The organism is Geodermatophilus sp. SYSU D00691, from assembly GCF_054050275.1.
In genome coordinates this window covers 186,482-208,053 of sequence record NZ_JBJGYZ010000005.1, presented here as the reverse complement: position 1 = coordinate 208,053, position 21,572 = coordinate 186,482, and the positions used below count along the sequence as shown (strand labels likewise).

Sequence of the window (21,572 nt, the reverse complement as noted above, 5' to 3'; positions counted from 1 at the left end):
CCCGGCCCTCGACGGTGTCGAGGTCGTAGTCCTGCAGCGTCGTCCGGAGCACGAACTCGATCAGCGGGGTGGGCCGCGCGACCAGGTCCCGGACGGCGGCGTCGCCGTGCGCCTGCCGCAGCTCGCACGGGTCTGGCCCGGCACCGTCGGGAATTTTCTGGGGTAATGGGAAGGCGTGGCACGCACTCCGCTCCGGCTCGCCGTCCTCGGTGACTCCATCGGGTACGGGCAGGGCGCCCGGCACCCCGACGAGCGGCTCGGCCCGCGGCTGGCCGCGGCGCTGATCGCCGAGGGCTTCGCCGTCGACCTGCACGTCCTCGCCGTCCCCCGCTCGGTCTCGGCCGACCTGGCCGCCCAGGTCCGCCGCGCGGCGCCGCTGGGCATCGATTTGGCCGTCGTGGTGATCGGCGCCAACGACCTGGCCCGCTTCGTCCCGCCGGCCGACGCCGCCGGCTCCCTGGCCACGGCGGTCGCCGGGTTGCAGGCGGCGGGCACCGACGTGGTCGTCGTCCCGGCGCCGGACATGTCCATGGTCCCCTTCGTGCCGCCGGCCTTCCGGCCCGTCGTGCAGGCGGCGTGCTCGGTGCTGCAGCGGCACCAGGAGCAGGTCGCCCGGGCCGCCGGGGTCGCGTTCGCCGACGTCGGCCCGCAGGTCGGGCCCGCCTTCTCGGCCGATCCGGGCTTGTTCTCGGCCGACCGCTTCCACCCCTCGTCGGCCGGCTACGCCCTCATCGCCGGGGCGCTGGCCCCGCACGTGGTCGCCGCCGCCCGGGCCCGGCGCGACGCCGCCGCCTGAGAACCCGCTGGTCCGCAGCGGGGGCCCGCACCTGGCGTCCGCCGGGTGGACCTCGTCTTCCTGCACGGCCCGCCCGCGTCGGGCAAGCTGACCACCGCCCGCGCGCTGGAGAGGCCGGTCGGCTACCCGGTGTTCCACGACCAAGCTGCGCGAGGAGTTCTGGACGGCGGTGTTCGCCGAGGCCGCCGAGCACGACCTGTTCTCGCCCGGTTCAACGAGGCGGGCACCCTCACCTACGACGAGCGGCTGGCCACGTTCTCCCACCGCGTCCTCGTGCGGGTACCCGCCGGGCCGGCCGAGGAGGACGAGGCGCACACCGCCGGGGAGCTCGCCGCGATCGAGCACCTCGACGCCGCCAGGCTCGGCTACCGCAACCTGCGGTCGACCGTCACCTGCGTGGACGACGTGAAGATCCGGCGCCGCTGAGGGCACGCCCCGCGTCGAGATGCGCCTCGGTGCTGGGACCAGGCCGTGGAAGCGCCCCTCAGGCGCATCTCACCGCGTCACGAGGTCAGCAGCACGACGGGGACGCCGACCAGCGAGATCGCGATGAAGAGCGCGTGGGGGAAGGCGACGTGCGGCCATCGCAGGACCCGGCGCCACTGCCTGCGGAGCAGGTGGAGCGACCCGGCCTCGGCGAAGCTCTGCAGGATCCGCGGCGACCGCGTCGTGCCGCCTCGTTCGAGGAGCTGTTCGAGTTCGGTGCACCGAGCGACGTGATTCAGCTGGAGGATCTTGAAATGCGCTTCGACGATCCAGAACGAGCAGGACAGCAGCGCGCCGACGCCGAGCACTGCGGCCCCGAAGGCAGGTCTCATCGTCAGCGCTGCACCCAGGGCCAGGGATCCCAGCGTCGCGCTCCACGACTTGATGGTGACGAAGTACGGGTCGTAGGCCTGCACGATGTCGATCAGCTTGTAGTACTCGGCGAGCAGCTCCGCTCTCGCGTCGTGGGCGCTGACCATCGAGTGCCGCTCCGGGGGCATCGGCCACGCCGATCTCAGGTCGAGCTGAGGTCCTCGGGCAGGTCGGTGCGGCCGCGCTCGGCCGAGAGGAAGCGGATGTCGTCGTCGCGCGGCCACTCCGCCGAGCCGGCGACCGGCTTCGGCCGCGGGCGGCGGGGGACCGACGCCCCGGCGCCGCCACCGCGCCCGCGGTAGACCAGCAGGCCGTCCACCCGGTCGGGGACGGCGTCCAGCGAGGCCTGGACGGCGGGCAGGGCGCGGTAGCGCTCGAGCCGCTCGTCGTCGGGGAAGACCAGCTCCAGGACGACGCCCCACCGGGTCTCGTGCCACTCCCAGTACAGGGCGCCGTTGGTCACCGCGGCCTCGACCAGGTCGTTGCCGTGGGCGTGCTGCCACATCGACGCCGGGAACGCCTCGGCGTCGAGCACCTCGATGGTGAGCCACTCGGGCACGTCGCCAACGGTAGATCCGCGGCACCGGCGTGGTCCAGACTCCGGACCCGTGACCGAGGGAAGGGTGCGCCAGCTGCGGCTGGTCGTCGAGGCCGAGGACTACGAGCAGGCCGTCCGCTTCTACCGCGACGTCCTCGGCATGCCGGAGGAGAACGCGTTCGCGGCCGACGGCGGCGCGCACGTGACGATCCTCGACGCCGGGCGGGCGACCCTCGAGCTGGCCAACCCCGCCCAGAAGCGCTACATCGACGACGTCGAGGTCGGCCGCCAGGTCGCGCCCCGGATGCGCGTCGCCTTCGAGGTCGACGACTCCGCGCAGGTGACCGGCGAGCTGGCCGGCGCCGGCGCCGACGTCGTCGCGCCGCCGACCGAGACGCCCTGGCGCTCGCTGAACGCGCGGCTGGACGCCCCGGCCGGGCTGCACATCACCGTCTTCCAGGAGCTCGATCCGCCGGGCTGACCCCGGCCAGCAGCTCGGCCAGGTGCAGCCCCCGGCGGCCAGCCAGCTGGTCGAGCTGGGTGCGGCAGGAGAACCCGTCGGCCAGCACGACGGCGTCGGGGGAGAGGTCCCGGACGGCAGGCAGCAGCTGCTGCTCCGCGATCGCCACCGACACGTCGTGGTGGCCGCGCTCCACGCCCCAGTTGCCGGCCAGCCCGCAGCACCCGCCCAGCCGCGTGACCGTCGCGCCGGCCGCGCGCAGCAGCCGCTCGTCGGCCGCCCAGCCGAGAACGGCGGCGTGGTGGCAGTGCGGCTGGGCGACGACCTCCAGCCCGGTCAGGGACGGCGGCGTCCAGCCCGGGGTGTCGGCGAGCAGCTCGGCGAGCGTCCGCGTCGCCGCCTTGACCGCCGCCGCGGCCGGGTCGTCGAGCAGGTCGACCGCCTCGCCGCGGAGCACCGCGGTGCACGAGGGCTCCACGCCCACGATCGGCACGCCCGCCTCGGCCAGCGGCGCCAGCGCCCGCACGGTGGGGCCGAGGATCCGGCGGGCGGCGTCGAGCTGGCCGGTGGTGATCCAGGTCAGCCCGCAGCAGGTGTCGGCGCCCGGCACCTGCACCCGGTAGCCGGCGTCCTCCAGCACGGTCACCGCGGCCTGCGCCACCGACGGGGCGAAGTGGTCGGTGAACGAGTCCACCCACAGCGCCACCGGGCGGCCCTCGCCGGACGCGGCCGGGCGGTCGGCCCACCAGGCGCGGAACGTCTCCCGGGCGAACGGCGGCACCTCGCGGCGCTGGTCCATCCCCGCCGACCACTTCGCCAGCGCGCCGCCGAGTCTCGAGCCCATGACCGCGTTGGCCAGGCGGGGCACCCGCGCGGCCACGTCGGCCCACCGCGGCAGCTGCCCGAGCGTGTAGTGCGACCGCGGGCGCAGCCGCCGGCGGTAGGACTGGTGCAGCACCTCGGCCTTGTAGGTGGCCATGTCCACACCGGTCGGGCAGTCCCGCGAGCAGCCCTTGCACGACAGGCAGAGGTCCAGCGCCTCGTGCACCTCCGGCGAGCGCCAGTCCCGCACCGGCCCGCCGGGCGCCAGCATCTCCTGCAGCACCCGCGCCCGCCCGCGGGTGGTGTCCTTCTCCTCGCGGGTGGCCGGCCACGACGGGCACATCACCCCGCCGGCCGCCTGCAGGTCGGCCCGGCACTTGCCGACGCCGGTGCAGCGGTGCACCGCCGAGGAGAAGTCGCCGCCGTCGTGCGGGTAGGCGAAGGCGAGCCCGGTGCGCCGCCGGGGCGCCTCGGTCACCCGCACCGCCTCGTCGAACGGCGCCGGGCGCACCAGCACCCCGGGGTTGAGCACGTCGTCGGGGTCGAACAGCCCCTTGACCCGCTCGAACAGCGCGATCGCGGCGGGGGAGTACATGACCGGCAGCAGCTCGCTGCGCGCCCGCCCGTCGCCGTGCTCGCCCGACATCGAGCCGCCGTGCGCGGCCACCAGCCGGGCGGCGTCCTCGATGAAGGCGCGGTACGCCCGGCGGCCGCGGTCGGGCTCGCGCCCGAACGGGAAGTCGATGCGCACGTGCAGGCAGCCGTCGCCGAAGTGCCCGTACGGCACGCCCTGCAGCCCGTGCCCGGCGAGCAGCTCCTCGAAGCCGCGCAGGTACCCGCCCAGCGACTCCACCGGGACGGCGGCGTCCTCCCAGCCGGCGTGCGCGGGCCGGCCGTCGGGGGTGCGCGCGGCCAGCCCGGCGCCGTCCTCCCGGATCCGCCAGATCGCCGCCGCGTGCGCGACGTCGGTGACCACCAGGGAGTCCAGCGCCCCGGCGTCGGCGAGCACGTGCCGCGCCGCCGCCTCGACCTCCGCCACCGTGTCGCCGGTGAGCTCGACGACCAGCCAGCCCTCGCCGCGGGGCAGGTCGGGCACGACCGCGGCGGGGACGTCGCGCAGCCGCTGCACGATCCGCGCGTCCAGCCCCTCCACCGCCGTCGGCCCGTGGCGGAGCAGGCCGGGGGTGGCGTCCGCGGCGTCGGCCATCGTCGGGTAGCCCAGGACGACGAGGCCGCGCACCGGGGCGTCGGCGACCAGGCGCACCGTCGCGCCGAGCACCAGGCCCAGGGTGCCCTCGCTGCCCACCAGCGCCCGCGCGGGGTCGGCGCCGCGCTCGGGCAGCAGGTGCTCCAGCGAGTAGCCCGAGACCTGCCGGCCGAAGCGGCCCAGCTCGGTGCGGATCGTCGCGAGCTCGCCGGCCACCAGGTCGTGCAGCCGGTCGAGCACCCCGCCGGTGGCGCCCGGGCCGAGGGTCAGCCGCTCGCCGCCGCCGGTGACGACGTCGAGGGCGACGACGTTGTCCGACGTCCGCCCGTAGCCCAGGGCGCGCGAGCCGCAGGCGTTGTTGCCGATCATCCCGCCGACCGTGCAGCGGTTGTGCGTGCTCGGGTCGGGGCCGAAGCGCAGCCCGTGCGGCTTGGCCGCCGCCTGCAGCGCGGCGTGCACCACCCCGGGGTCGATCACCGCCGTCCTCGCGTCGGCGTCGACCCGGTGGATGCCGTGCAGGTGCCGGCTGGTGTCGACGACGACGCCCGGCCCGACGGCGTTGCCCGCGATCGAGGTGCCCGCGCCGCGCGCGGTCAGCGGGACGCCGAGCTCCCGGCACACCGCCAGCGTGGCCACGACCTCGTCGGGGTGCCGCGGCCGGACGACCGCGCGCGGCAGCACGCGGTAGAGGGAGCCGTCGGAGGAGTACAGCGCCCGCGCCAGGTCGGAGCCGTCGACGTCGTCGACCCCGGCCCGGCGCAGGGCATCGATCAGTTCGCGGTCGTCCCCCACGGGGAGGAGTCTCGCAGGCGACCCGCGCGGCTATTCGGTGGGCGGCTCGTCCTTGCCCTCCTCCTCCAGCCGGTCGGCCTCCTCCTTGGTCTTGTGCACCGCGCCGTCGGCGTGCTCCGGCGGGCCGTAGACCGTGTAGAGGATCAGCGGGTTCTCGCCGGTGTTGAGGAAGTTGTGCCTCGTCCCGGCCGGGACGACGACCAGGTCACCCTGCGCGACCTTCTTGGTGCTGCCGGAGACGCGGGCCTCCCCGGTGCCGCTCACGAACGTGAGGATCTGGTCGACCTCGTGCACCTCCTCGCCGATCTCCCCGTCCGGCGGGATCGTCATGATCACCAGCTGGGTGTGCTCTCCGGTCCAGAGCACGCGGCGGAAGTCCGCGCTCTTCTCGGCCTCGGTCGCGATCGTGTAGTGGATGACGCTCGCCATCAGCGCTTTCCTCTCGTCTCCCTGAGCTCGGTCGCGGCAGTCCTATCCCACGATCGCGCCCGCTAGTCCTCCTGCTCCCCGAGCGGGGGACCACCAGATGGTTTGATTCCCGTACCGACACCCGCTACCGTCCTCCCGTGCCGCGCGCCGACGCCCTCCCCGCCCCGTCCGAGGCCGCTCCCGGTGCGCCGGGCCGCACGCTCGCGGTGGTGTCCGCGAGCACGGTGCTGGTGCTCGCCGCGTTCGTCACCCCGCTCGCGACCGGTGTGCGCACCGCGGCCGAGCTCGGCTCCGGACCCGGCGGGCAGGCCTGGCTGCTCAGCGGCATGAGCGTCGGGCTCGCGGCGGCCCTGCTCGTCGCCGGGGTGGCGGCCGACGACCTCGGCCACCGGCGGGTGTTCGCCGCCGGGCTGGCGCTGCTCGGCGTGGGGGCGGCGGTCGCCGGCCTGGCCGGGAGCACCGGCCTGTTCGTCGCCGGCCGGCTGGTCCAGGGCGTGGGCGGGGCGGCGGTGCTGGCCGCGACCCTGGGACTGGTCTCGCAGGCCTTCCCCGCCGGTCCGGCCCGGTCGCGGGCCGCCGCGGTCTGGGGCGCCGCCGTCGGCGCCGGCACCGGGGTGGGCGGCCTGGCCACCGTCGTCCTCGACCACGGCACCGCCTGGCGGACGACCCACCTGGTCGCCGCCGCGCTGGCGGTGCTCGGTGCCGGCGTCGCGCTGCGCGTCCTCCCGCCGCCGGCGGCGCGGCGGCACCGGCGGGTCGACGTCGCCGGCACGGTCCTCCTGGTCGGTGCGCTGGCCGGCCTGCTCGCCGGGCTGGTCGAGACCCGGTCGCCGGGCGGCGGCGCCACCGCCGCGGTCGTGCTGGGGGTGGCCGCCGTCCTGCTGGCCGGGTTCCTGGTGGTGCAGGCGCGCACCCGCGAGCCGCTGGTCGACCTGGCGCTGTTCCGCGTCCGGGGGTTCGTCGCGGCGAGCACCGGGGCGCTGGTCACCGGCGCCGCCGTCGTGGGCGTGATGTCCTACCTGCCCAGCGTGCTGCAGCGCGGGCTGGGGGAGAGCCTGCTCGCCGTCACGCTGCTGGTGCTCGTCTGGTCGGCGGTCTCCACGGCCACCGCGCTCGCCGTCCGGCTGGTGCCGGGCCTGGACGGGCGGGTGCTGCTCGCCGGCGGCCTGGCGCTGTCCGCCGCCGGGCTGGCCGGCCTCGCCGTCCTCGGCGAGGGCGCGTCGGCGCTGCGGTTCCTGCCCGGCCTGGTGGTGCTCGGCGTCGGCTACGGCGCGGCCAACGCGGCGCTCGGCCGGGAGGCCGTCGCCCACGTGCCGCCGGCGCGTGCCGGGATGGGCAGCGGCGCGAACAACACCGCGCGCTACGTCGGCGCGGCGGTCGGCGTCACCGTCGTCGTCCTCGTGGTCGGCACGGGCACCGACGTCACCGCGGGCTGGAACGCCGCCGCCCTCGGTGCGGCCGCGGTCGGCGCGGCCGGGGCGCTGGCCGTGCTGCTGCTGCGCCCCGCGCGAACCTGACTCAGCGGCGGCGCTCGAGCAGGCCGATCAGCACGGCCGCCGCGACGTCGGTGTCCTCGGGCAGGCGCTCGGCCTCGCCGCGCTCGACGCGCGCCAGCATGAGCTCGTTGATCCCGCCGACGGCGGCGAGCACCAGCTCGCGGCCGACCGGCCGGACCTCGTCGGGGTGCGCCTCGCCGAGCTCGCGCGCCACCTCGTCGAGCAGGTCGACGTAGCGGTCGACCACCGCGCGGCGCAGCGCCAGCGCCGGCCGCCCCGCCGCCTGCACCTCCACCAGCGCGGCCCACGCCACGGCCGGCCCGGCCGCCAGCGCGGCGAGGTAGCTGGCGACGCCGGAGCGCACCCGCTCCTGCCACGGCAGCCGCGCCGCGCGGGCGTCGTCCAGGGCCCGCCGCACCGTCTCGAGCACCGAGTCGGTCGCCCGCTGGTACAGCTCGAGCAGGCACTGCTCCTTGTCGCGGAAGTGGGCGTAGACGACCGTCTTCGACACCTGCCCCAGGCGGGCGATGTCGGACATCGTGGTCGCGGCGTAGCCCTTCTCGGCCATGCAGACGGCGAGCGCGCGCAGGATCCGGCCGCGTCGATGCCCGTCGTCCACGGCCGGGTCGTCGACGGGAGCTGCTGCGACGGAAGCGCCCACCTCCGGCACGATAACGGGCGCGACCGGAACGGGGCCTCTCCGCGGGGTGAACAGCCGGGATCGCGCGGAGCGTGGGCAAGGTCACGGTCCGTGCCCGGAAGGCGGCGGGGGTGCCCGGGCGTCGTCCATGGGGTGAGCACGGCGACCGCCCCGACCCGCGCCCCGGCCCGCGCCTACGCCGTCTGGCTGGTCGGCCTGTTCGCCTACGCCGTCGCCGTGTTCCACCGCGGCTCCCTCGGCGTCGCCGCCGTCGAGGCGCAGGAGCGGTTCTCCGCCGGCGCGTCGGCGATCTCGCTGTTCCTGGTGCTGCAGCTGGCCGTCTACGCCGCCATGCAGGTGCCGGTGGGCGTCGCCCTCGACCGGTTCGGCTCCCGGGCGCTCATCGTCGCCGGCGGGCTGACCATGGCCGCCGGCCAGTTCGTCCTGGCGGTGGCCACCGACGTGCCGACGGCGGTGGTGGCCCGGGTGCTCATCGGCGCCGGCGACGCGATGACGTTCATCAGCCTGCTGCGCGTCGTCGGGCTGTGGTTCCCCGGCCGCACGGTGCCGCTGGTCACCCAGCTCACCGGCATCCTCGGCCAGATCGGCCAGATCGCCGCGGCCTACCCGCTGGTGGCGCTGCTGCACGCGGTGTCCTGGGAGAGCACGTTCCTCGGCGCCGCCGCGGTCGGCGTGCTCGCCGCCGCGCTCGTGCTCGCCACGCTGCGCGACGCCCCGCCCGGCACGCTCCGCCCGGCGCCGGCCGGCCTGGCCGAGGTGCGCCGCAGCCTGGCCGACACCTGGCGCGAGCCGGGCACCCGCATCGGGCTCTACACCCACCTGGTGACCCAGTTCTCCGGCACGGTCTTCGCGCTGCTGTGGGGCTACCCGTTCCTGGTCCTCGGCCAGGGCCTCGCCCCCGGGACGGCGGCGGCCCTGCTGACGCTGCTCGTCCTGGTCGGCATGGCCGTCGGGCCGCTGCTGGGCCGGCTGTGCGGGCACTGGCCGCTGCGCCGCTCCAACCTCGTGTTCACGATCCTGATGGCGACCGCGGCGAGCTGGACCGTCGTCCTGCTCTGGCCGGGCCGGGCGCCGCTGTGGCTGCTCGTGCTGCTGGTCGTCGTCCTCGGCACCAACGGGCCGGGCTCGATGATCGGCTTCGACTACGCCCGCACCGAGAACCCGGCCGAGCGCATGGGCAGCGCCAGCGGCGTGGTCAACGTCGGCGGCTTCGTCGCCTCGCTGCTCACCATCCTCGCCGTCGGAGCGGTGCTCGACCTGCTCACCCCCGGCGGCTCCACGGGCTACGACCTCGACGCCTTCCGCGCCGCCTTCGCCGTGCAGTACCTGTTCTGGGCGATCGGCCTGGCCGGCGTGGTGCGGCACCGCCGGCAGCTGCGCGCCCGCATGGCGCGCGACGGGATCGTGCTCGTGCCGCTGCGGGTCGCCGTCGGCGCCCGCCTGCGCGGGGGCTCGGCCTACCGCTGAGCGGTGGCCCGGGAGCGGAAGTCGCCCCTCCCGGTGTCGGAGCGCCAGTCGGCGAACGACTCGCCGGTGAGCTCCTCGAGCAGCGCGATGTCGTCGAGCAGCGGGGCCAGCACCTCCCGGCGGACCTCCACCGGCAGCGGCGGGCGCTGCGCCCGCCCGGCGTGCAGCGCGGCGAGCAGCGGCCGGCTCGCCTGCCGCCACACCTGCGGCGGCGCCAGGGCGCCGAGCGCCGCCCCGGCCCGCGCCGCGCGGGCCAGCAGCCGGTAGCGCATCCCGTCGGCCACGTAGGGCTTCACGTTCTCCGGGGGGACGGCGTGCGCGACGCCCTCGGCCACCCCGAGGAAGCGGGCGACCCGGTCGAGGGTCTGCTGCGGGGTGTCGACCAGCTCGCGGTAGCGCAGGAGCAGCACCTGCTCGCGCGGGAAGCGGGTGCAGAGGTCGCGCAGCTGCTCGCCGTAGCGGCCCAGCCCCCGGTAGTGCCAGAACGGCGCCCAGCCCTCGGCGGTGCGCCGCTCCTCGGCCCGGACGGCGGCCAGGACGTCGGCCTCCGGCTCCAGGCCGTCGGCCCGCAGGTGCACCCAGTTCGAGACGGCGCGGTCGACCGGGTCGCGGACGACGAGCACGAACCGCGCGTCGGGGACGTCGGCGGCGATCCGGGCGTGCGCCCGGCGGTCGTAGAGGTAGAACGGCGTGCTCTCCCCGCGGACGGCGTCGGCCGGTGCCCCGGCGAAGAGCGCCAGGTAGCGCTCGCGGCGCCAGATCCACTCGCGGGCGCTGTGCGCGTCGCCGGGGCCGCGCTGCTGCGCGCGCTCGGGCGGGCGCCCGCCGGTGAGGTAGAACTTCGGCTCCTTGACCGGCGAGAGGTACAGGTCGGGGTGGGTGGCCAGCGCGGCGTGCAGCGCCGTCGTCCCCGCCTTGGGGGCGCCGGCGATGAAGAACTGGGGCAACCGTTCCGCCATGGCCCTATTTCTACCAACACCACCGGATTGGTGAGGAATCGGGCGGCTAGGGTGGGGCTCCGCCACGGGGGAGGGTCGTCCGCGTTGTCCACCAGTCCGTCGTCCCTGCTCGCGCACCTCGACCGCTTCTGGGACGACGCCGCCGTGGTCGCCGAGCCCGACGACCCGCGCCCCGGCGCCTGGGCGGGCGCGCCGTCGGCGCTGCTGGTCGACGGCGTCTGGTGGCTGGCCTACCGGCTGCGCCGGCCGATCGGCGAGGGGCGCGGGTACGGCAACGTCGTCGCCCGGTCGTCCGACGGGGTGCACTTCGAGCCGGTGACCACCCTGTCGTCGGCGCGGTTCGGCGCCGAGTCGCTGGAGCGGCCGGCGCTGGTGCGCACGCCCGAGGGCCGCTGGCGGCTCTACGTCAGCTGCGCGCTGCCCGGGACCAAGGGCTGGCGCGTCGACCTGCTGGAGGCGACGTCGGTCGAGGGCCTCGGCGCCGCGGCCGCCGAGACGGTGCTGCCGTGCACCGACACCCAGGCGTGGAAGGACCCGGTGGTCCGCCGGTCGGGCGGGCGGTGGCACCTGTGGGCGTCGGTGCACCCGCTCGACGACCCCGACGCGACCGACCGGATGACCACCGAGCACGCCACCAGCCCCGACGGGCGGACGTGGACGCACCGCGGCACCGCGCTGGCCGGCACGCCGGGCACGTGGGACGCCCGCGGGGTGCGCGTCGCGGCCGTGCAGTTCGGGCCCGGCGGCGCGGACGACCCGGCCACCTGGGCGCTCTACGACGGCCGGGCCAGCGCGGCGGAGAACTGGGAGGAGCGCACCGGGCTGGCGCGGGCCGACGGCGGCCGCTTCGCCGCCGACCCCGGCGGGCCGCTGCTGACCAGCCCGCACGCGCCCGGCGGACTGCGCTACGCCGACGCCGTCGGCCTGCCCGACGGCTCCACCCGCTGGTTCTACGAGGCCACCCGCGCCGACGGCGCGCACGACCTGCGGACCGTGCTGCTGCCCGCGTGAGGACGGCGCACACTGCGCCTATGAGCTGGGTCACACGAGCCGCAGCAGCCGGCCTCTCCGCCCTGGGCGCCGTCGCCGCCCGCGACCTGGTGCAGCGCGAGCACACGCTGCTGCGCAACTTCCCGGTGATCGGGCACGCCCGGTACCTGATCGAGGCGATCGGGCCCGAGCTGCGCCAGTACCTGGTCGCCGGCAACAACGAGGAGCGGCCCTTCACCCGCGACCAGCGGCGGTGGGTGTACGCCTCGGCGAAGAAGCAGAACAACTACTTCGGGTTCGGCACCGACAACGACCTCGAGTACACCGCCGGCTACCCCGTGATCAACCACCGCACGTTCGGCCGGACGGTGCCGGCCACGAGCGTGCACGCCGGCGCGGAGGTCCGGCTGCCGTGCGCGAAGGTGCTCGGCGCCGCCCGCGGCCGGGCGCAGGCGTTCCGGCCGGCGTCGGTCGTCAACGTCTCCGCGATGAGCTTCGGCTCGCTGTCCGGCCGCGCGGTCGAGGCGCTCAACCGCGGCGCCGCGCTGGCCGGCTGCCTGCACAACACCGGCGAGGGCGGCATCTCGGTGCACCACCGGCACGGCGGCGAGCTGGTCTACCAGATCGGCACGGCGTACTTCGGCTGCCGCGACGAGCTCGGCCGCTTCGACCTGGCCCGGCTCAAGGACCTGGTGGCCGGTGCCCCGGTGCGGGCGATCGAGGTCAAGCTCAGCCAGGGGGCCAAGCCCGGGCTGGGCGGCGTGCTGCCGGCGGCCAAGGTGTCGGCCGAGATCGCCGAGGCCCGCGGGGTGCCCGAGGGCGTGGACTGCATCAGCCCGTCCCGGCACGCCGAGTTCTCCGACCCCGACAGCCTGCTCGACTGGGTCGAGCTGCTGGCCGCCGAGACCGGGCTGCCGGTGGGCATCAAGTCGGCGGTCGGCGACATGGCCTTCTGGCACGAGCTCACCGAGCTCATGGCGACGACCGGCCGCGGGGTGGACTTCGTGACGATCGACGGCGGGGAGGGCGGCACCGGGGCGGCGCCGCTGATCTTCACCGACTCGGTGTCGCTGCCCTTCCAGCTCGGCTTCGCCCGCGTCTACTCCGTCTTCGCCCGGGCCGGGCTGGCCGAGCAGGTGGTGTTCGTCGGCGGCGGCAAGCTGGGGCTGCCGGACAACGCGATCGTCGCCTTCGCACTCGGCTGCGACCTGGTGAACGTCGCCCGCGAGGCCATGCTGGCCATCGGCTGCATCCAGGCGCAGAAGTGCCACACCGACACCTGCCCGACCGGCGTCGCGACGCAGAACGCGTGGCTGGCCCACGGCCTGGACCCGGCGCTGAAGTCGGTGCGCGCGGCCACCTACATCGCCACGCTGCGCCGCGACCTGCTCAAGGTCGCCGAGGCCTGCGGTGTGGAGCACCCGGGCCTGATCGACACCTCGGCGGTGGAGGTGCTCACCGGGCGGACGGCGTCGCGGCCGCTGGGCGAGGTGTACGAGTACGAGCCGGGCTGGGGGCTGCCGTCGGCGGAGGACCGCGCGGCGATCGTGCGGCTGATGACGGGGGAGGGGTCGCAGGGGGGCAGCGCGCCGCCGTCACCCACGGCCGTGGGGTGAGAGACCGGCCAGGAGGAGGTCGATCCCGGCGTCGAGGGCCTGGCGGGCGGCGGCCTCCGGCCAGGAGGTCCCGTCGTCGGGGCGGGCCGGGGCCGGGGCGGCGGCCAGCCAGGCCGTGGCCGGGAACCGCTCGGCGTGGTCGGGGACCACGGCGGCGAGCGCGGCCGCCCGCTCGGACCACCACCGGTGCTCGTCCGGCCCCTCGGCGGCGGCCCGCCGGGCGTCGGCCACGGCCTCCGCGGTGCCGCGGACCAGGTGGTAGAGCGCGGTCACCGCGGGCCGGGCCGACGCGGCCGGCAGACCGCCGGCGCGCAGCACCCGCACCAGCGACTCGAGGACCGCCTGCTCGTGCGGGCCCAGCACCGGCCGCGCGAAGGAGATCTGCAGCGTCCACGGGTGGCGGACGTGGACGGCGAGCAGCTCCGCGGCCCAGGTGCGGACGGCGGCGCGCCAGTCGCCGCCGGGGCCGGGCAGCTCGGCCTCCGCGTGCACCGCGTCGTGCATGAGGTCGAGCAGTTCGGCCTTGCCGGGCACGTAGGTGTAGAGCGCCATCGCGGTGACGCCGAGCCGCTCGCCGACCTGCCGGAGGCTCACATCGGCGCCCGCAGTCGCGTCGGCGGCGGCGATCCCGGCCGCGACCACCTCGTCGAGGGTCAGGGCCGGCCGGGGGCCGCGGCGCCCGCCCGGCCCCGGCCGCCGCCACAGCAGCTGCAGCGTCGTCTCGGCGTCGCCCTGTCCACCTCGGACCACGTGCTCTCCCGCCGCTGAAACCGTTTATGGCGTATAGAGTTTAGCTCATGGAGACGCTCGAGCTGCCCGGCGGAGCCGGGATCGAGGTGGAGGTGCAGGGCGGGGGGCCGGTCGTGCTGCTGCCGGTGGACCCCCGCCCGGCCGAGGGGGAGCAGGCCGACGCGATGCGGGCGTGGGGCACCGACCCCGAGCTCGGCCGCAGCCTGCTGCGGGGGCTGGCCGACGGGTACCGGGTCGTCGCCTTCGGCTACGAGGCCCACGTGCTGGCCCACCCCCGGCCGGACGCGCTGACGCCGGAGGCGGTGGTGGCCGACCTGCTGACCGTGGCCGACGCGGTGGGTGCCGACCGCTTCGCCCTCTACGGCTACTCGTGGCTGGCCCTGGCCGGCCTGCAGCTCGCCGTCCGCACCGACCGGCTGACCGCCCTGGCGATGGGTGGGTTCCCGCCGCTCGGCGGTCCGTACGCGGAGATGCTCGCGGTGACGGCGGCGACCCACGCGCTGGCCGCCGCGCCCCGGGCGGAGCTGGCGCCCGCCGCCGAGCCGGGGGACTGGTCGACCGCAGAGGTGGGGCTGAGCGAGCCGCAGACCCGCCAGTTCCGCACGCTCTACGAGGCGCTGCAGGGCTTCGACGACCGGGCGGCCCTGCCGCGGGTGCGCTGCCCGCGGCTGGCCTTCGCCGGCACCGCCGACGTCATCGACTACGAGCAGCGCTGGGGCGGGGTGCGGGTGGAAATGGGCCCGCGGCTGGCCGGCTGCGCCGCCGAGCTGACGGCGGCCGGGTGGACCGTCCGCCTGCTCGACGGGCTGGACCACACCGGCGCCATGCAGGCCGGCGCGGTCCTCCCGGTGCTGCGCCCGTGGCTGGACGAGGTGCTGCGGGGCTGACGGTTCGCGCCCGGGCCCCTCGTCCGGCGTCAGGACCAGCCGATGGGGGGCCGGACGGGCAGGCTGGCCGCGGGGGGCGGGGCGGTCACGACGACGGGTCCACCGCAGTTCCAGCACCGGGGGTGGGCGCCGCCGCTGCCCGGTGCGTCCTGTCCGCCGACCTGGCAGGGCGTGCACGTCCAGCTGATCTCGATCCGGGACTCCACGGAGCCGGCTCCTTCGGTCGCCTGCAGGCGCCCCGTCGGGCTGCGGGGAGCTGTCGCCGGGGTTGCATACCCCGGCCGGGCCTCCCGACGCGCGGTCAGTTGCCGCGGAGCAGCTCCTCGAACGACGGGGTGCCGCCGAAGGGGCCCTCGAGCGCGTCGGCCGGGGGTGCGGTCGGCAGGCCGGCGATCAGGTCGGCCAGCTCCCCCGCGGCGCGGCGGACCCGCTCGCCCAGGGCGCGGCTGACGCCGTCGCCGCCGGCCCAGTCCTCGCTCGCGGCGAAGACCGCCGTCGGCGCGACCACCGCGCGCAGGTAGGCGAACAGCGGGCGCATCGCGAACTCCAGCGCCAGCGAGTGGCGGGCGGTGCCTGCGGTGGCGCCCAGCAGCGTCGGCTTCGAGATCAGCGCGTCCTTGTCCAGGACGTCGAAGAACGTCTTGAACAGCCCGCTGTAGGAGGCGGAGAAGATCGGCGTGACGGCGATCAGGCCGTCGGCGCCGGTCACCGTCTCCACCGCCGAGCGCAGGGCGGCGTTCGGGAAGCCGGTCACCAGGTTGTCGGCCAGGTCCCGGGCGTGCTCGCGCAGCTCGACGACCTCCACCGTGGCGGATACGCCGCGCTCGCGCAGCGCCTCCACCGTGGCGGTGGTGAGCCGGTCGGCCAGCAGCCGGGTGGACGACGGGACCGAGAGCCCGGCGCTGACGACGGCGAGCGTGCGGGTCGTCATCGGACCTCCACCTCCTCGGCCTCCTCGCGCACCTGGCCGGTGACGTCGTCGCCGGCGGCGTAGACGGTGGCGTCCTTGGCGCCGCCGGCCGCGGCCACCAGCGAGGCGTGCGTCGGGGCGTCGGGCACGTGCGCCGGCTTGAGCGCGGCGAACTCCTTGCGCAGCACGGGCACGACCTCCTCGCCGAGGATGTCGAGCTGCTCGAGCACCGTCTTCAGCGGCAGGCCGGCGTGGTCGATGAGGAACAGTTGGCGCTGGTAGTCGCCGACGTAGTCGCGGAACCCGAGGGTGCGCTCGATGACCTGCTGCGGGCTGCCGACGGTCAGCGGGGTCTCGCGGCTGAAGTCCTCCAGCGACGGGCCGTGGCCGTAGACCGGCGCGTTGTCGAAGTAGGGCCGGAACTCGTCGACGGCGTCCTGGCTGTTCTTGCGCATGAACACCTGCCCGCCGAGCCCGACGATGGCCTGGTCGGGGCTGCCGTGGCCGTAGTGCTCGAAGCGGCGGCGGTAGAACTCGACCATCCGCTGGGTGTGCTCCGGCGGCCAGAAGATGTGGTTGTGGAAGAAGCCGTCGCCGTAGTACGCCGCCTGCTCGGCGATCTGCGGGCTGCGGATCGACCCGTGCCAGACGAACGGCGGGACGCCGTCGAGCGGCCGCGGCGTGGAGGTGAAGCCCTGCAGCGGCGTGCGGTACTTGCCCGACCAGTCGACGACGTCCTCCCGCCAGAGCCGGCGCAGGAGGGCGTAGTTCTCGACGGCGAGCTCGATGCCGTTGCGGATGTCCTGGCCGAACCACGGGTAGACCGGGCCGGTGTTGCCGCGGCCCATCATCAGGTCGACGCGGCCGTCGGCCAGGTGCTGCAGCATCGCGTAGTCCTCGGCGATCTTCACCGGGTCGTTGGTGGTGATCAGCGTCGTGGCCGTCGACAGCTGCAGGGTCGATGTCTGCGCCGCGATGTGCGCCAGCGTCGTGGTGGGGGAGGACGAGAAGAACGGCGGGTTGTGGTGCTCGCCCAGGGCGAAGACGTCGAGCCCGACCTCCTCGGCCTTCTTCGCGATCGTGAGGACCGCCTTGATCCGCTCCGCCTCGGTGGGGGTGCGCCCGTTGGTCGGGTCGGTCGTGATGTCGCTGACCGAGAAGATGCCGAACTGCATGACCGTCTCCGTTGCTAGTTGAGAGCGCAACTACCTTCGCCCACCAGAACCGCGGCGGCCTCGTGGTCATTCCCGAGTCTGCCGCACCTACCGGCGGCGGCGACCCCAGAGGAAGTAGGCCGCCGGTCCGACGAAGTTGACGGCGATGACCAGGGCCCACACCGCCTTGGGCCCGTTGACCTGCCGGGCGGGCCGCCGGGCGAGATCGGTCCACGCCGTCGCGGCCAGCGACAGCTGCACGGACGCGAGGGTCAGCAGGGCGGCTCGCTGCCGTCCGCTCAGTTCGCTCCAGCGCTCGCGGGCCACGGCTCCTCCTCGGCTCGTCGCTCCCGGACGCGCGCGGTCGCCGCCGCGGTGAGCTCGTCGATGCACGCCGCCATCCCCTCGGCCAGGACTCCGACGTCGTCGACGGCCGCGTCCGCGTCGACCGAGACGGTGAGCGTGCCCGCGTAGGACAGCGCCGCGATCCCGAGCGGCACGCCGCGGACCAGCGGGGCGAGGGGGACCGCCCGCTCCAGGCGGGCACCGGCCAGGGACAGCGGCGTCCCGGGCCCCGGCACGTTCGTCACGAAGAGGTTGACCCGCCGCCCGGCCACCCGGCGCATCCACCGGACGGCGAGGCGGGCCACCGGCACCGGTAGGCGGAGCACGTCCATGACGTGGCCACCACCGGAGGCGAGCCGGCGCTTCAGCACGCGGGTGCGGGCGACCACGGCGGCCAGCCGCCGGAGGTCGTCGGCCTCGCCGACCGGCAGCCCGACGACCAGGATGCCGTTGCGCTGACCGGGCGACCGGGCCCCGACGGGCACCGAAGCCTGCAGCCGCAGTCCGTCGACGCGGTCGCCCCGGGCGAGCAGCAGGCGTCGCAGCCCGGCGGTGACGGCGGTCAGCAGCAGGTCGTTGACCGTCGCGCCGAGCGCGTGCGCCGTCGCCCGCAGCTCGTCCAGCGGCAGGGCGACGACGGCCAGCCGCCGTCCCGGCCCGATCGGCCGGGACAGCGACGTCCGGGGCGCGGCGGTGCGCAGGTCGGCGAGGAGCTGGCGCGTCCGGCGGACCCGGTTCGGTACGACGGACGGCGTGGGTGCGGGCCCGGGGTGCTCCGGCGGGGGCGGGGCGCCCTGCGGCTCGAGGAGCGCGGCGGCCAGGGCCACCCCCCGGAGGCCGTCGGCGAGCGCGTGGTGGACCACGATCAGCACCGCGAACCGGCCGTCGGGCAGGGCGGCGACGTCGGCCCGCCACAGGGGTCGCGACGTGTCCAGCGGGCGCACGAGCCGGGCCGCCGCCCAGTCCAGGGGGTCGCTGCCGGGCGGCAGGGCGTCGCGCGTGACGTGGTCGGCCGGGTCGTCGTCCGGTGCCTCCTGCCACGACGGGCGACCCCCGGCCCGGGTGATCCGCCGGCGCAGTGCCGGGAGGGCGTGCGCCCGCCGGGCCAGCTCGGCGGCGATCGCGACGGTGTCGACGCCGCCGTCGGAGGCCCGGAAGGGGCCGGCCGAGAAGAACGCGAGCAGCGCGATCTGGAACGGCGCGACCGGCTCGTCGACCCAGAGGTTCACGAGCTCGCCGGGGGTCAGCGGCTCCATGCGCCGACGGTGCCCGAGCCCTCGTCGCGGTCAGAGGGTCGTCCGACCTGCCGCCGGCAGCGAAGGTCCTCGTGACCTGATCGTGACCCTGTGGCCCCGTCCCGAGCACACAGCGTCACAGGCCCGGCACCGGGCGAGCAGCTACGCCGGGACGCGTCCCGACACGCTCGGGACGTCGCGCGGGTGACCCGGCGTGTCTGCCACTGTCGGCTGCGAGATCACGGGCCGGACCCCAGGAGGCGGTTGCCGCATGTTCCGACGCACCGAGGTGACCGGCGGCTCCGGCCGCCAGCCGGAGGGCGTGAGCCCGTCGGGTCCGACGCCCGCCGGGAACTTCGTGGTCGACCAGCAGTGGCCGAACCTGTCCGGTGACCTCAACGCGCTGCTGACCACCGCCCCGGTGTTCCGCTCGTCGGTGCGCGGCTACGACCGGCTGCAGGTCGACAACTACGTGGCGTGGGCCGAGGCGGAGCTGCGGGCCGCGCGCCGCGAGACCGACGACCTCGTGGAGCGCTACGGCCGGGCCTCCGCCGAGCTGGAGATCTCCCGGCGGCTGCTCGCCCGGTCTCCCGAGGGCCAGGAGATGTCGGCGATCTCCGAGCGCATGGGCCGGATGCTGCAGATGGCCGCCGACGAGGGCGCCGAGATCACCGCGTCCGCCCAGGAGGAGGCGGAGCAGATCCTCACCGAGGCGCGGATCGAGGCCGACGCCCGCCTGCGCAAGGCGCACGAGATCAAGCAGATGGCCGTCGAGGCCGGCGACCGCATGCGCGAGGAGGCCCGGCTGGTCCGCGCCGAGGCGACCGCGACGCTCGAGCGGGCACGGGCGGAGGCGGCGCAGATCCTGCGCGACGCCGAGGAGGAGCGCGACCGGCTGGCCCGGGAGGCGCAGGAGTCGCGCTCGCGGGCGGAGGCCGAGCTGGCCAAGTGGCTGGCCGACACCCGCGCCGCCGCCCGGCGGGAGCAGGAGGAGGCCGCCGCGGCCGCCGAGGCGATGGTGGCAGAGGCCCGCGGCGAGGTCGAGGAGCTCGACCGCCGCCGGGCGCGGGCCACCGAGTCGCTGCTGCGGCTCAACGAGCAGATCGGCGTGGCGCTGGAGACCGTGGCCGGCGTGAGCGACCTGGCCGCGGTGATCGGGCCGGGGCGGCCCGCGCCCGTCTGATCCGCGTCACCGCCAGGTCGTTCCTCCGCGTCCGTCGGACGCCGGCCGGGGGCCCGGCTCGGGTGCGGGTCCCGGTTCCGCCGGGGGCACCGGCGGCGGCGCGGTCGGCGCGCCGCGCGTGCTGCCCTCGACGACCGTGCACCGCGGCCGGTGCGCAGCCGGCTCGGCGGGTGCGGCGCGGCCGACCCGCAGCAGCATCTGGGGGACGGCCGGGGCGGTCAGCCTCCGCAGCCGGTCGCGGACGGCGGGCACCTCCAGCGCCTGGGTGAGCGGCCCGGCCACCCAGTCCCGCCGGGTCAGCTCGAGCAGCAGCCGCTGCAGCGCCTCACCGGCGCGCAACCAGTCCAGCCGGTGGTCGGTCGGCGTCGCCAGCAGCAGCAGGCTCTGCTCGGTCCCCGAGCCGGTCCGCCGGGGGAGCCCACCGGTGCCGTGGACGTCGAAGTCCCGGACCGGGACGGCGTCGGGGCGCGGGCCCGCCGTCCGGGGCACCGCGCCGGGGGTGATCCCGTCGCCCTCCGCCGGCGGCCGGCCGATCCAGCCGGCGAGCTCCTCCCGGTACGCCGGGTCGGCGTTCTGCAGGCGGTCGGCCTCCTGCGTGAGCTCGGCGACGAGAGCGCGCGCCGACTCGGTCAGCACGGGGACGAGCAGGGTGTGCTCGGCGGCCACCGCGTCGGCCAGCGCGTCGGTGAGCTCGTGGGTCAGGTGCTCGGGCCCGAACGGCCGCCGGTTCGTGTGCCGCCGGCGGACCGAGCGGTCCAGCCGGGCCAGCGCCGGGTCGGGCCCGCCGGCCACCGGGCGGACCACGGCCACCAGCTCCGGGTCGCCGCCGGCCGCCGCGAGCCGGTCCACGGTGACGGCGAACCCGGACGCCGCCAGCGACGCGCGCACGTTCAGCAGCGCCGCGCCGCAGCTCAGCAGCAGCTCGCGGCCGTCGGGGTCGAGGACGGCGAGCTGGCGGGACGGATCGGCGTGCAGCTCGAGCCGGTGCGGTCCCACGACGAACCGCCACGGTTGCGTGTTGTGCACCGACGGGGCGAGCCGGCCCTGGTCGACCGCGTCCTCGACGGCGCGCGACCACGCGTCCGACCGGGAGGGAGCGGGGGAGCGGACCACGACGGTCGTCCGGCGGTCTCAGGCGTGCCCGGCGGGCACGCGCTGGGCGACGGACGCGGCGTACTCGCCGAGCGCCCAGGTGATGACGATCGCCGCCACGAACAGCGCCAGCAGCACCTCGCTGGTGCCGACCGCGAGCGCGAGGATGCCGAGGGCGAGGGCGACGCCCCCGCTCACCAGTGCGGCGCGGTGCGGCCCGTCGGCGCGGAAGGTGCCACGGCCGGCGACCAGCGCCGCGGCGGTCCCCAGGATCAGGCCGACCGTGGCCATGCCCCGCGGGTCCTGGATGAACGGCATCTCACCGGCGACCAGGTAGCCGATGTAGGGCACGACGACCGCCGCGACCAGCACGGTGGCGGCGATGTTCTTGGGGCCCACGTGCACTGTCCTCACCTCGCAGGGGAGTGTCGGATGGATCGCCGTCAGCCTCGCCGGGCCCGTCCGCGCGGCACCGGTGGAGGACGTCCCGGGCCGGGGTGCCCTAGGTCCCCGGCGACCGGCCCCTCAGGCCCGGCCGTCGCGCCGCCGGGACAGCGGCACGCGCAGGCTGCCGCGGGCACCGAGCCGGTGCTCGCCGTCGCGGACCCGGACGGGCAGCTCCGAGGCCGGACCGCGGCTCGCGCGCCGGGTCGAGACCCTCGTAGCGCAGCAGCCACCCGGTCGCCGGTGGGCTCCGGCCGCACCGGCCCGGGCGACCGCCTCGCGCAGCCACCCGGCGACCTCGTCGTCGACCTCCCGCGGGTCGTGGACCTCGAGGTGGTGGACCCAGGGCCGCGGCGACGGGTGCGCGACCTCCCTCCACCGCGGCGACCGGTCACGCCGGCTGAGTGCGTGCGAGAGGACCACCTCCGCCCCGGACCTTCGCCCTGCCGGACCGGCGTCGTCGGGCCATCACCCCGCCGGG

The 21,572-nt window shown here is 76.3% G+C and carries 23 protein-coding genes; 9 read left to right on the top strand and 14 right to left on the bottom strand.

The annotated features are described in order from the left end of the window. Positions 1-175 precede the first annotated feature (175 nt). Positions 176-796: an SGNH/GDSL hydrolase family protein gene (locus ACI797_RS05805; protein ID WP_456857569.1), complete on the top strand. Its 621-nt coding sequence runs from the start codon at positions 176-178 to the stop codon at positions 794-796. 45 nt (positions 797-841) lie between these two features. Beyond that, the gene (locus tag ACI797_RS05800; RefSeq protein ID WP_456857568.1) at positions 842-1,222 is read left to right on the top strand and encodes a DUF6204 family protein; all 381 of its coding nucleotides are present in this window, start codon (positions 842-844) and stop codon (positions 1,220-1,222) included. A 77-nt stretch (positions 1,223-1,299) separates the two neighbouring features. On the opposite strand, the gene ACI797_RS05795 is transcribed toward ACI797_RS05800, so the two are convergent. Beyond that, entirely contained in the window at positions 1,300-1,761 is a 462-nt protein-coding gene (locus tag ACI797_RS05795; protein WP_456857567.1) for a hypothetical protein, read from the bottom strand. A 35-nt stretch (positions 1,762-1,796) separates the two neighbouring features. Beyond that, positions 1,797-2,213 carry a hypothetical protein gene (locus tag ACI797_RS05790; protein ID WP_456857566.1) on the bottom strand — a complete coding sequence of 139 codons (417 nt, stop codon included), beginning with the start codon at positions 2,211-2,213 and terminating at the stop codon, positions 1,797-1,799. A 49-nt stretch (positions 2,214-2,262) separates the two neighbouring features. Between ACI797_RS05790 and ACI797_RS05785 the strand changes: the two genes are divergently transcribed. Beyond that, positions 2,263-2,673: a VOC family protein gene (locus tag ACI797_RS05785; protein WP_456857565.1), complete on the top strand. Its 411-nt coding sequence runs from the start codon at positions 2,263-2,265 to the stop codon at positions 2,671-2,673. Here the strand turns inward: ACI797_RS05785 and ACI797_RS05780 are convergent. Next, positions 2,639-5,473, bottom strand: a complete 2,835-nt coding sequence (locus tag ACI797_RS05780; protein ID WP_456857564.1) for an FAD-binding and (Fe-S)-binding domain-containing protein — start codon at positions 5,471-5,473, stop codon at positions 2,639-2,641. The two genes, ACI797_RS05785 and ACI797_RS05780, sit on opposite strands and share 35 nt — an antisense overlap. Before the next feature lie 30 nt (positions 5,474-5,503). Next, positions 5,504-5,902, bottom strand: a complete 399-nt coding sequence (locus ACI797_RS05775) for a cupin domain-containing protein (protein WP_456857563.1) — start codon at positions 5,900-5,902, stop codon at positions 5,504-5,506. A gap of 137 nt (positions 5,903-6,039) precedes the next feature. Between ACI797_RS05775 and ACI797_RS05770 the strand changes: the two genes are divergently transcribed. After that, positions 6,040-7,419, top strand: a complete 1,380-nt coding sequence (locus ACI797_RS05770; protein WP_456857562.1) for an MFS transporter — start codon at positions 6,040-6,042, stop codon at positions 7,417-7,419. Position 7,420: 1 nt separating this feature from the next. Here ACI797_RS05770 and ACI797_RS05765 read toward each other — a convergent pair whose 3' ends face one another. Then, complete coding sequence (locus ACI797_RS05765; protein WP_456857561.1) at positions 7,421-8,059, bottom strand: TetR/AcrR family transcriptional regulator; 639 nt, start codon at positions 8,057-8,059, stop codon at positions 7,421-7,423. Between the two features lie 132 nt (positions 8,060-8,191). Here ACI797_RS05765 and ACI797_RS05760 point away from each other — a divergent pair, with 132 nt between their 5' ends. Beyond that, the gene (locus ACI797_RS05760) at positions 8,192-9,526 is read left to right on the top strand and encodes an MFS transporter (protein ID WP_456857560.1); all 1,335 of its coding nucleotides are present in this window, start codon (positions 8,192-8,194) and stop codon (positions 9,524-9,526) included. On the opposite strand, the gene ACI797_RS05755 is transcribed toward ACI797_RS05760, so the two are convergent. Beyond that, complete coding sequence (locus tag ACI797_RS05755; RefSeq protein ID WP_456857559.1) at positions 9,517-10,485, bottom strand: sulfotransferase family protein; 969 nt, start codon at positions 10,483-10,485, stop codon at positions 9,517-9,519. The two genes, ACI797_RS05760 and ACI797_RS05755, sit on opposite strands and share 10 nt — an antisense overlap. 84 nt (positions 10,486-10,569) lie before the next feature. On the opposite strand from ACI797_RS05755, the gene ACI797_RS05750 reads away from it, so the two are divergent. Both ACI797_RS05750 and ACI797_RS05745 read left to right on the top strand, forming a co-directional pair. Beyond that, a complete protein-coding gene (locus ACI797_RS05750; RefSeq protein WP_456857558.1) occupies positions 10,570-11,496 on the top strand; it encodes a hypothetical protein in 927 nt (308 codons plus the stop codon). Positions 11,497-11,516: 20 nt separating this feature from the next. Continuing rightward, positions 11,517-13,091, top strand: coding sequence for an FMN-binding glutamate synthase family protein (locus tag ACI797_RS05745; protein ID WP_456857557.1), 1,575 nt, complete (start codon positions 11,517-11,519; stop codon positions 13,089-13,091). On the opposite strand, the gene ACI797_RS05740 is transcribed toward ACI797_RS05745, so the two are convergent. Continuing rightward, on the bottom strand, positions 13,071-13,841 hold the full coding sequence (locus ACI797_RS05740) for a TetR/AcrR family transcriptional regulator C-terminal domain-containing protein (protein WP_456857556.1): 771 nt from the start codon (positions 13,839-13,841) through the stop codon (positions 13,071-13,073). The genes ACI797_RS05745 and ACI797_RS05740 overlap by 21 nt on opposite strands. Positions 13,842-13,888: 47 nt before the next feature. Here ACI797_RS05740 and ACI797_RS05735 point away from each other — a divergent pair, with 47 nt between their 5' ends. Beyond that, positions 13,889-14,728: an alpha/beta fold hydrolase gene (locus tag ACI797_RS05735; protein ID WP_456857555.1), complete on the top strand. Its 840-nt coding sequence runs from the start codon at positions 13,889-13,891 to the stop codon at positions 14,726-14,728. A gap of 301 nt (positions 14,729-15,029) precedes the next feature. Here the strand turns inward: ACI797_RS05735 and ACI797_RS05730 are convergent, their stop codons facing one another. The 4 genes from ACI797_RS05730 to ACI797_RS05715 all read right to left on the bottom strand — a co-directional run bounded on the left by ACI797_RS05730 (position 15,030) and on the right by ACI797_RS05715 (position 18,393). Beyond that, the gene (locus ACI797_RS05730) at positions 15,030-15,659 is read right to left on the bottom strand and encodes an FMN reductase (RefSeq protein WP_456857554.1); all 630 of its coding nucleotides are present in this window, start codon (positions 15,657-15,659) and stop codon (positions 15,030-15,032) included. After that, the gene (locus tag ACI797_RS05725) at positions 15,656-16,813 is read right to left on the bottom strand and encodes an LLM class flavin-dependent oxidoreductase (protein WP_456857553.1); all 1,158 of its coding nucleotides are present in this window, start codon (positions 16,811-16,813) and stop codon (positions 15,656-15,658) included. The genes ACI797_RS05730 and ACI797_RS05725 overlap by 4 nt, the downstream gene beginning before the upstream one ends. An 87-nt stretch (positions 16,814-16,900) precedes the next feature. Next, positions 16,901-17,119, bottom strand: a complete 219-nt coding sequence (locus ACI797_RS05720) for a PLD nuclease N-terminal domain-containing protein (protein ID WP_456857552.1) — start codon at positions 17,117-17,119, stop codon at positions 16,901-16,903. Continuing rightward, positions 17,092-18,393, bottom strand: coding sequence for a wax ester/triacylglycerol synthase domain-containing protein (locus ACI797_RS05715; RefSeq protein WP_456857551.1), 1,302 nt, complete (start codon positions 18,391-18,393; stop codon positions 17,092-17,094). The genes ACI797_RS05720 and ACI797_RS05715 overlap by 28 nt, the downstream gene beginning before the upstream one ends. A 250-nt stretch (positions 18,394-18,643) precedes the next feature. Here ACI797_RS05715 and ACI797_RS05710 point away from each other — a divergent pair, with 250 nt between their 5' ends. Beyond that, entirely contained in the window at positions 18,644-19,555 is a 912-nt protein-coding gene (locus ACI797_RS05710; protein ID WP_456857550.1) for a hypothetical protein, read from the top strand. Positions 19,556-19,561: 6 nt separating this feature from the next. Here ACI797_RS05710 and ACI797_RS05705 read toward each other — a convergent pair whose 3' ends face one another. From ACI797_RS05705 to ACI797_RS05695, 3 genes are all read right to left on the bottom strand, one after another. After that, a complete protein-coding gene (locus ACI797_RS05705; RefSeq protein ID WP_456857549.1) occupies positions 19,562-20,668 on the bottom strand; it encodes an Acg family FMN-binding oxidoreductase in 1,107 nt (368 codons plus the stop codon). An 18-nt stretch (positions 20,669-20,686) separates the two neighbouring features. Continuing rightward, a complete protein-coding gene (locus ACI797_RS05700) occupies positions 20,687-21,046 on the bottom strand; it encodes a hypothetical protein (protein WP_456857548.1) in 360 nt (119 codons plus the stop codon). A gap of 126 nt (positions 21,047-21,172) precedes the next feature. Continuing rightward, positions 21,173-21,514 (bottom strand): hypothetical protein, encoded by a 342-nt coding sequence (locus tag ACI797_RS05695; protein WP_456857547.1) that lies wholly within the window; start codon positions 21,512-21,514, stop codon positions 21,173-21,175. Positions 21,515-21,572: the final 58 nt, after the last annotated feature.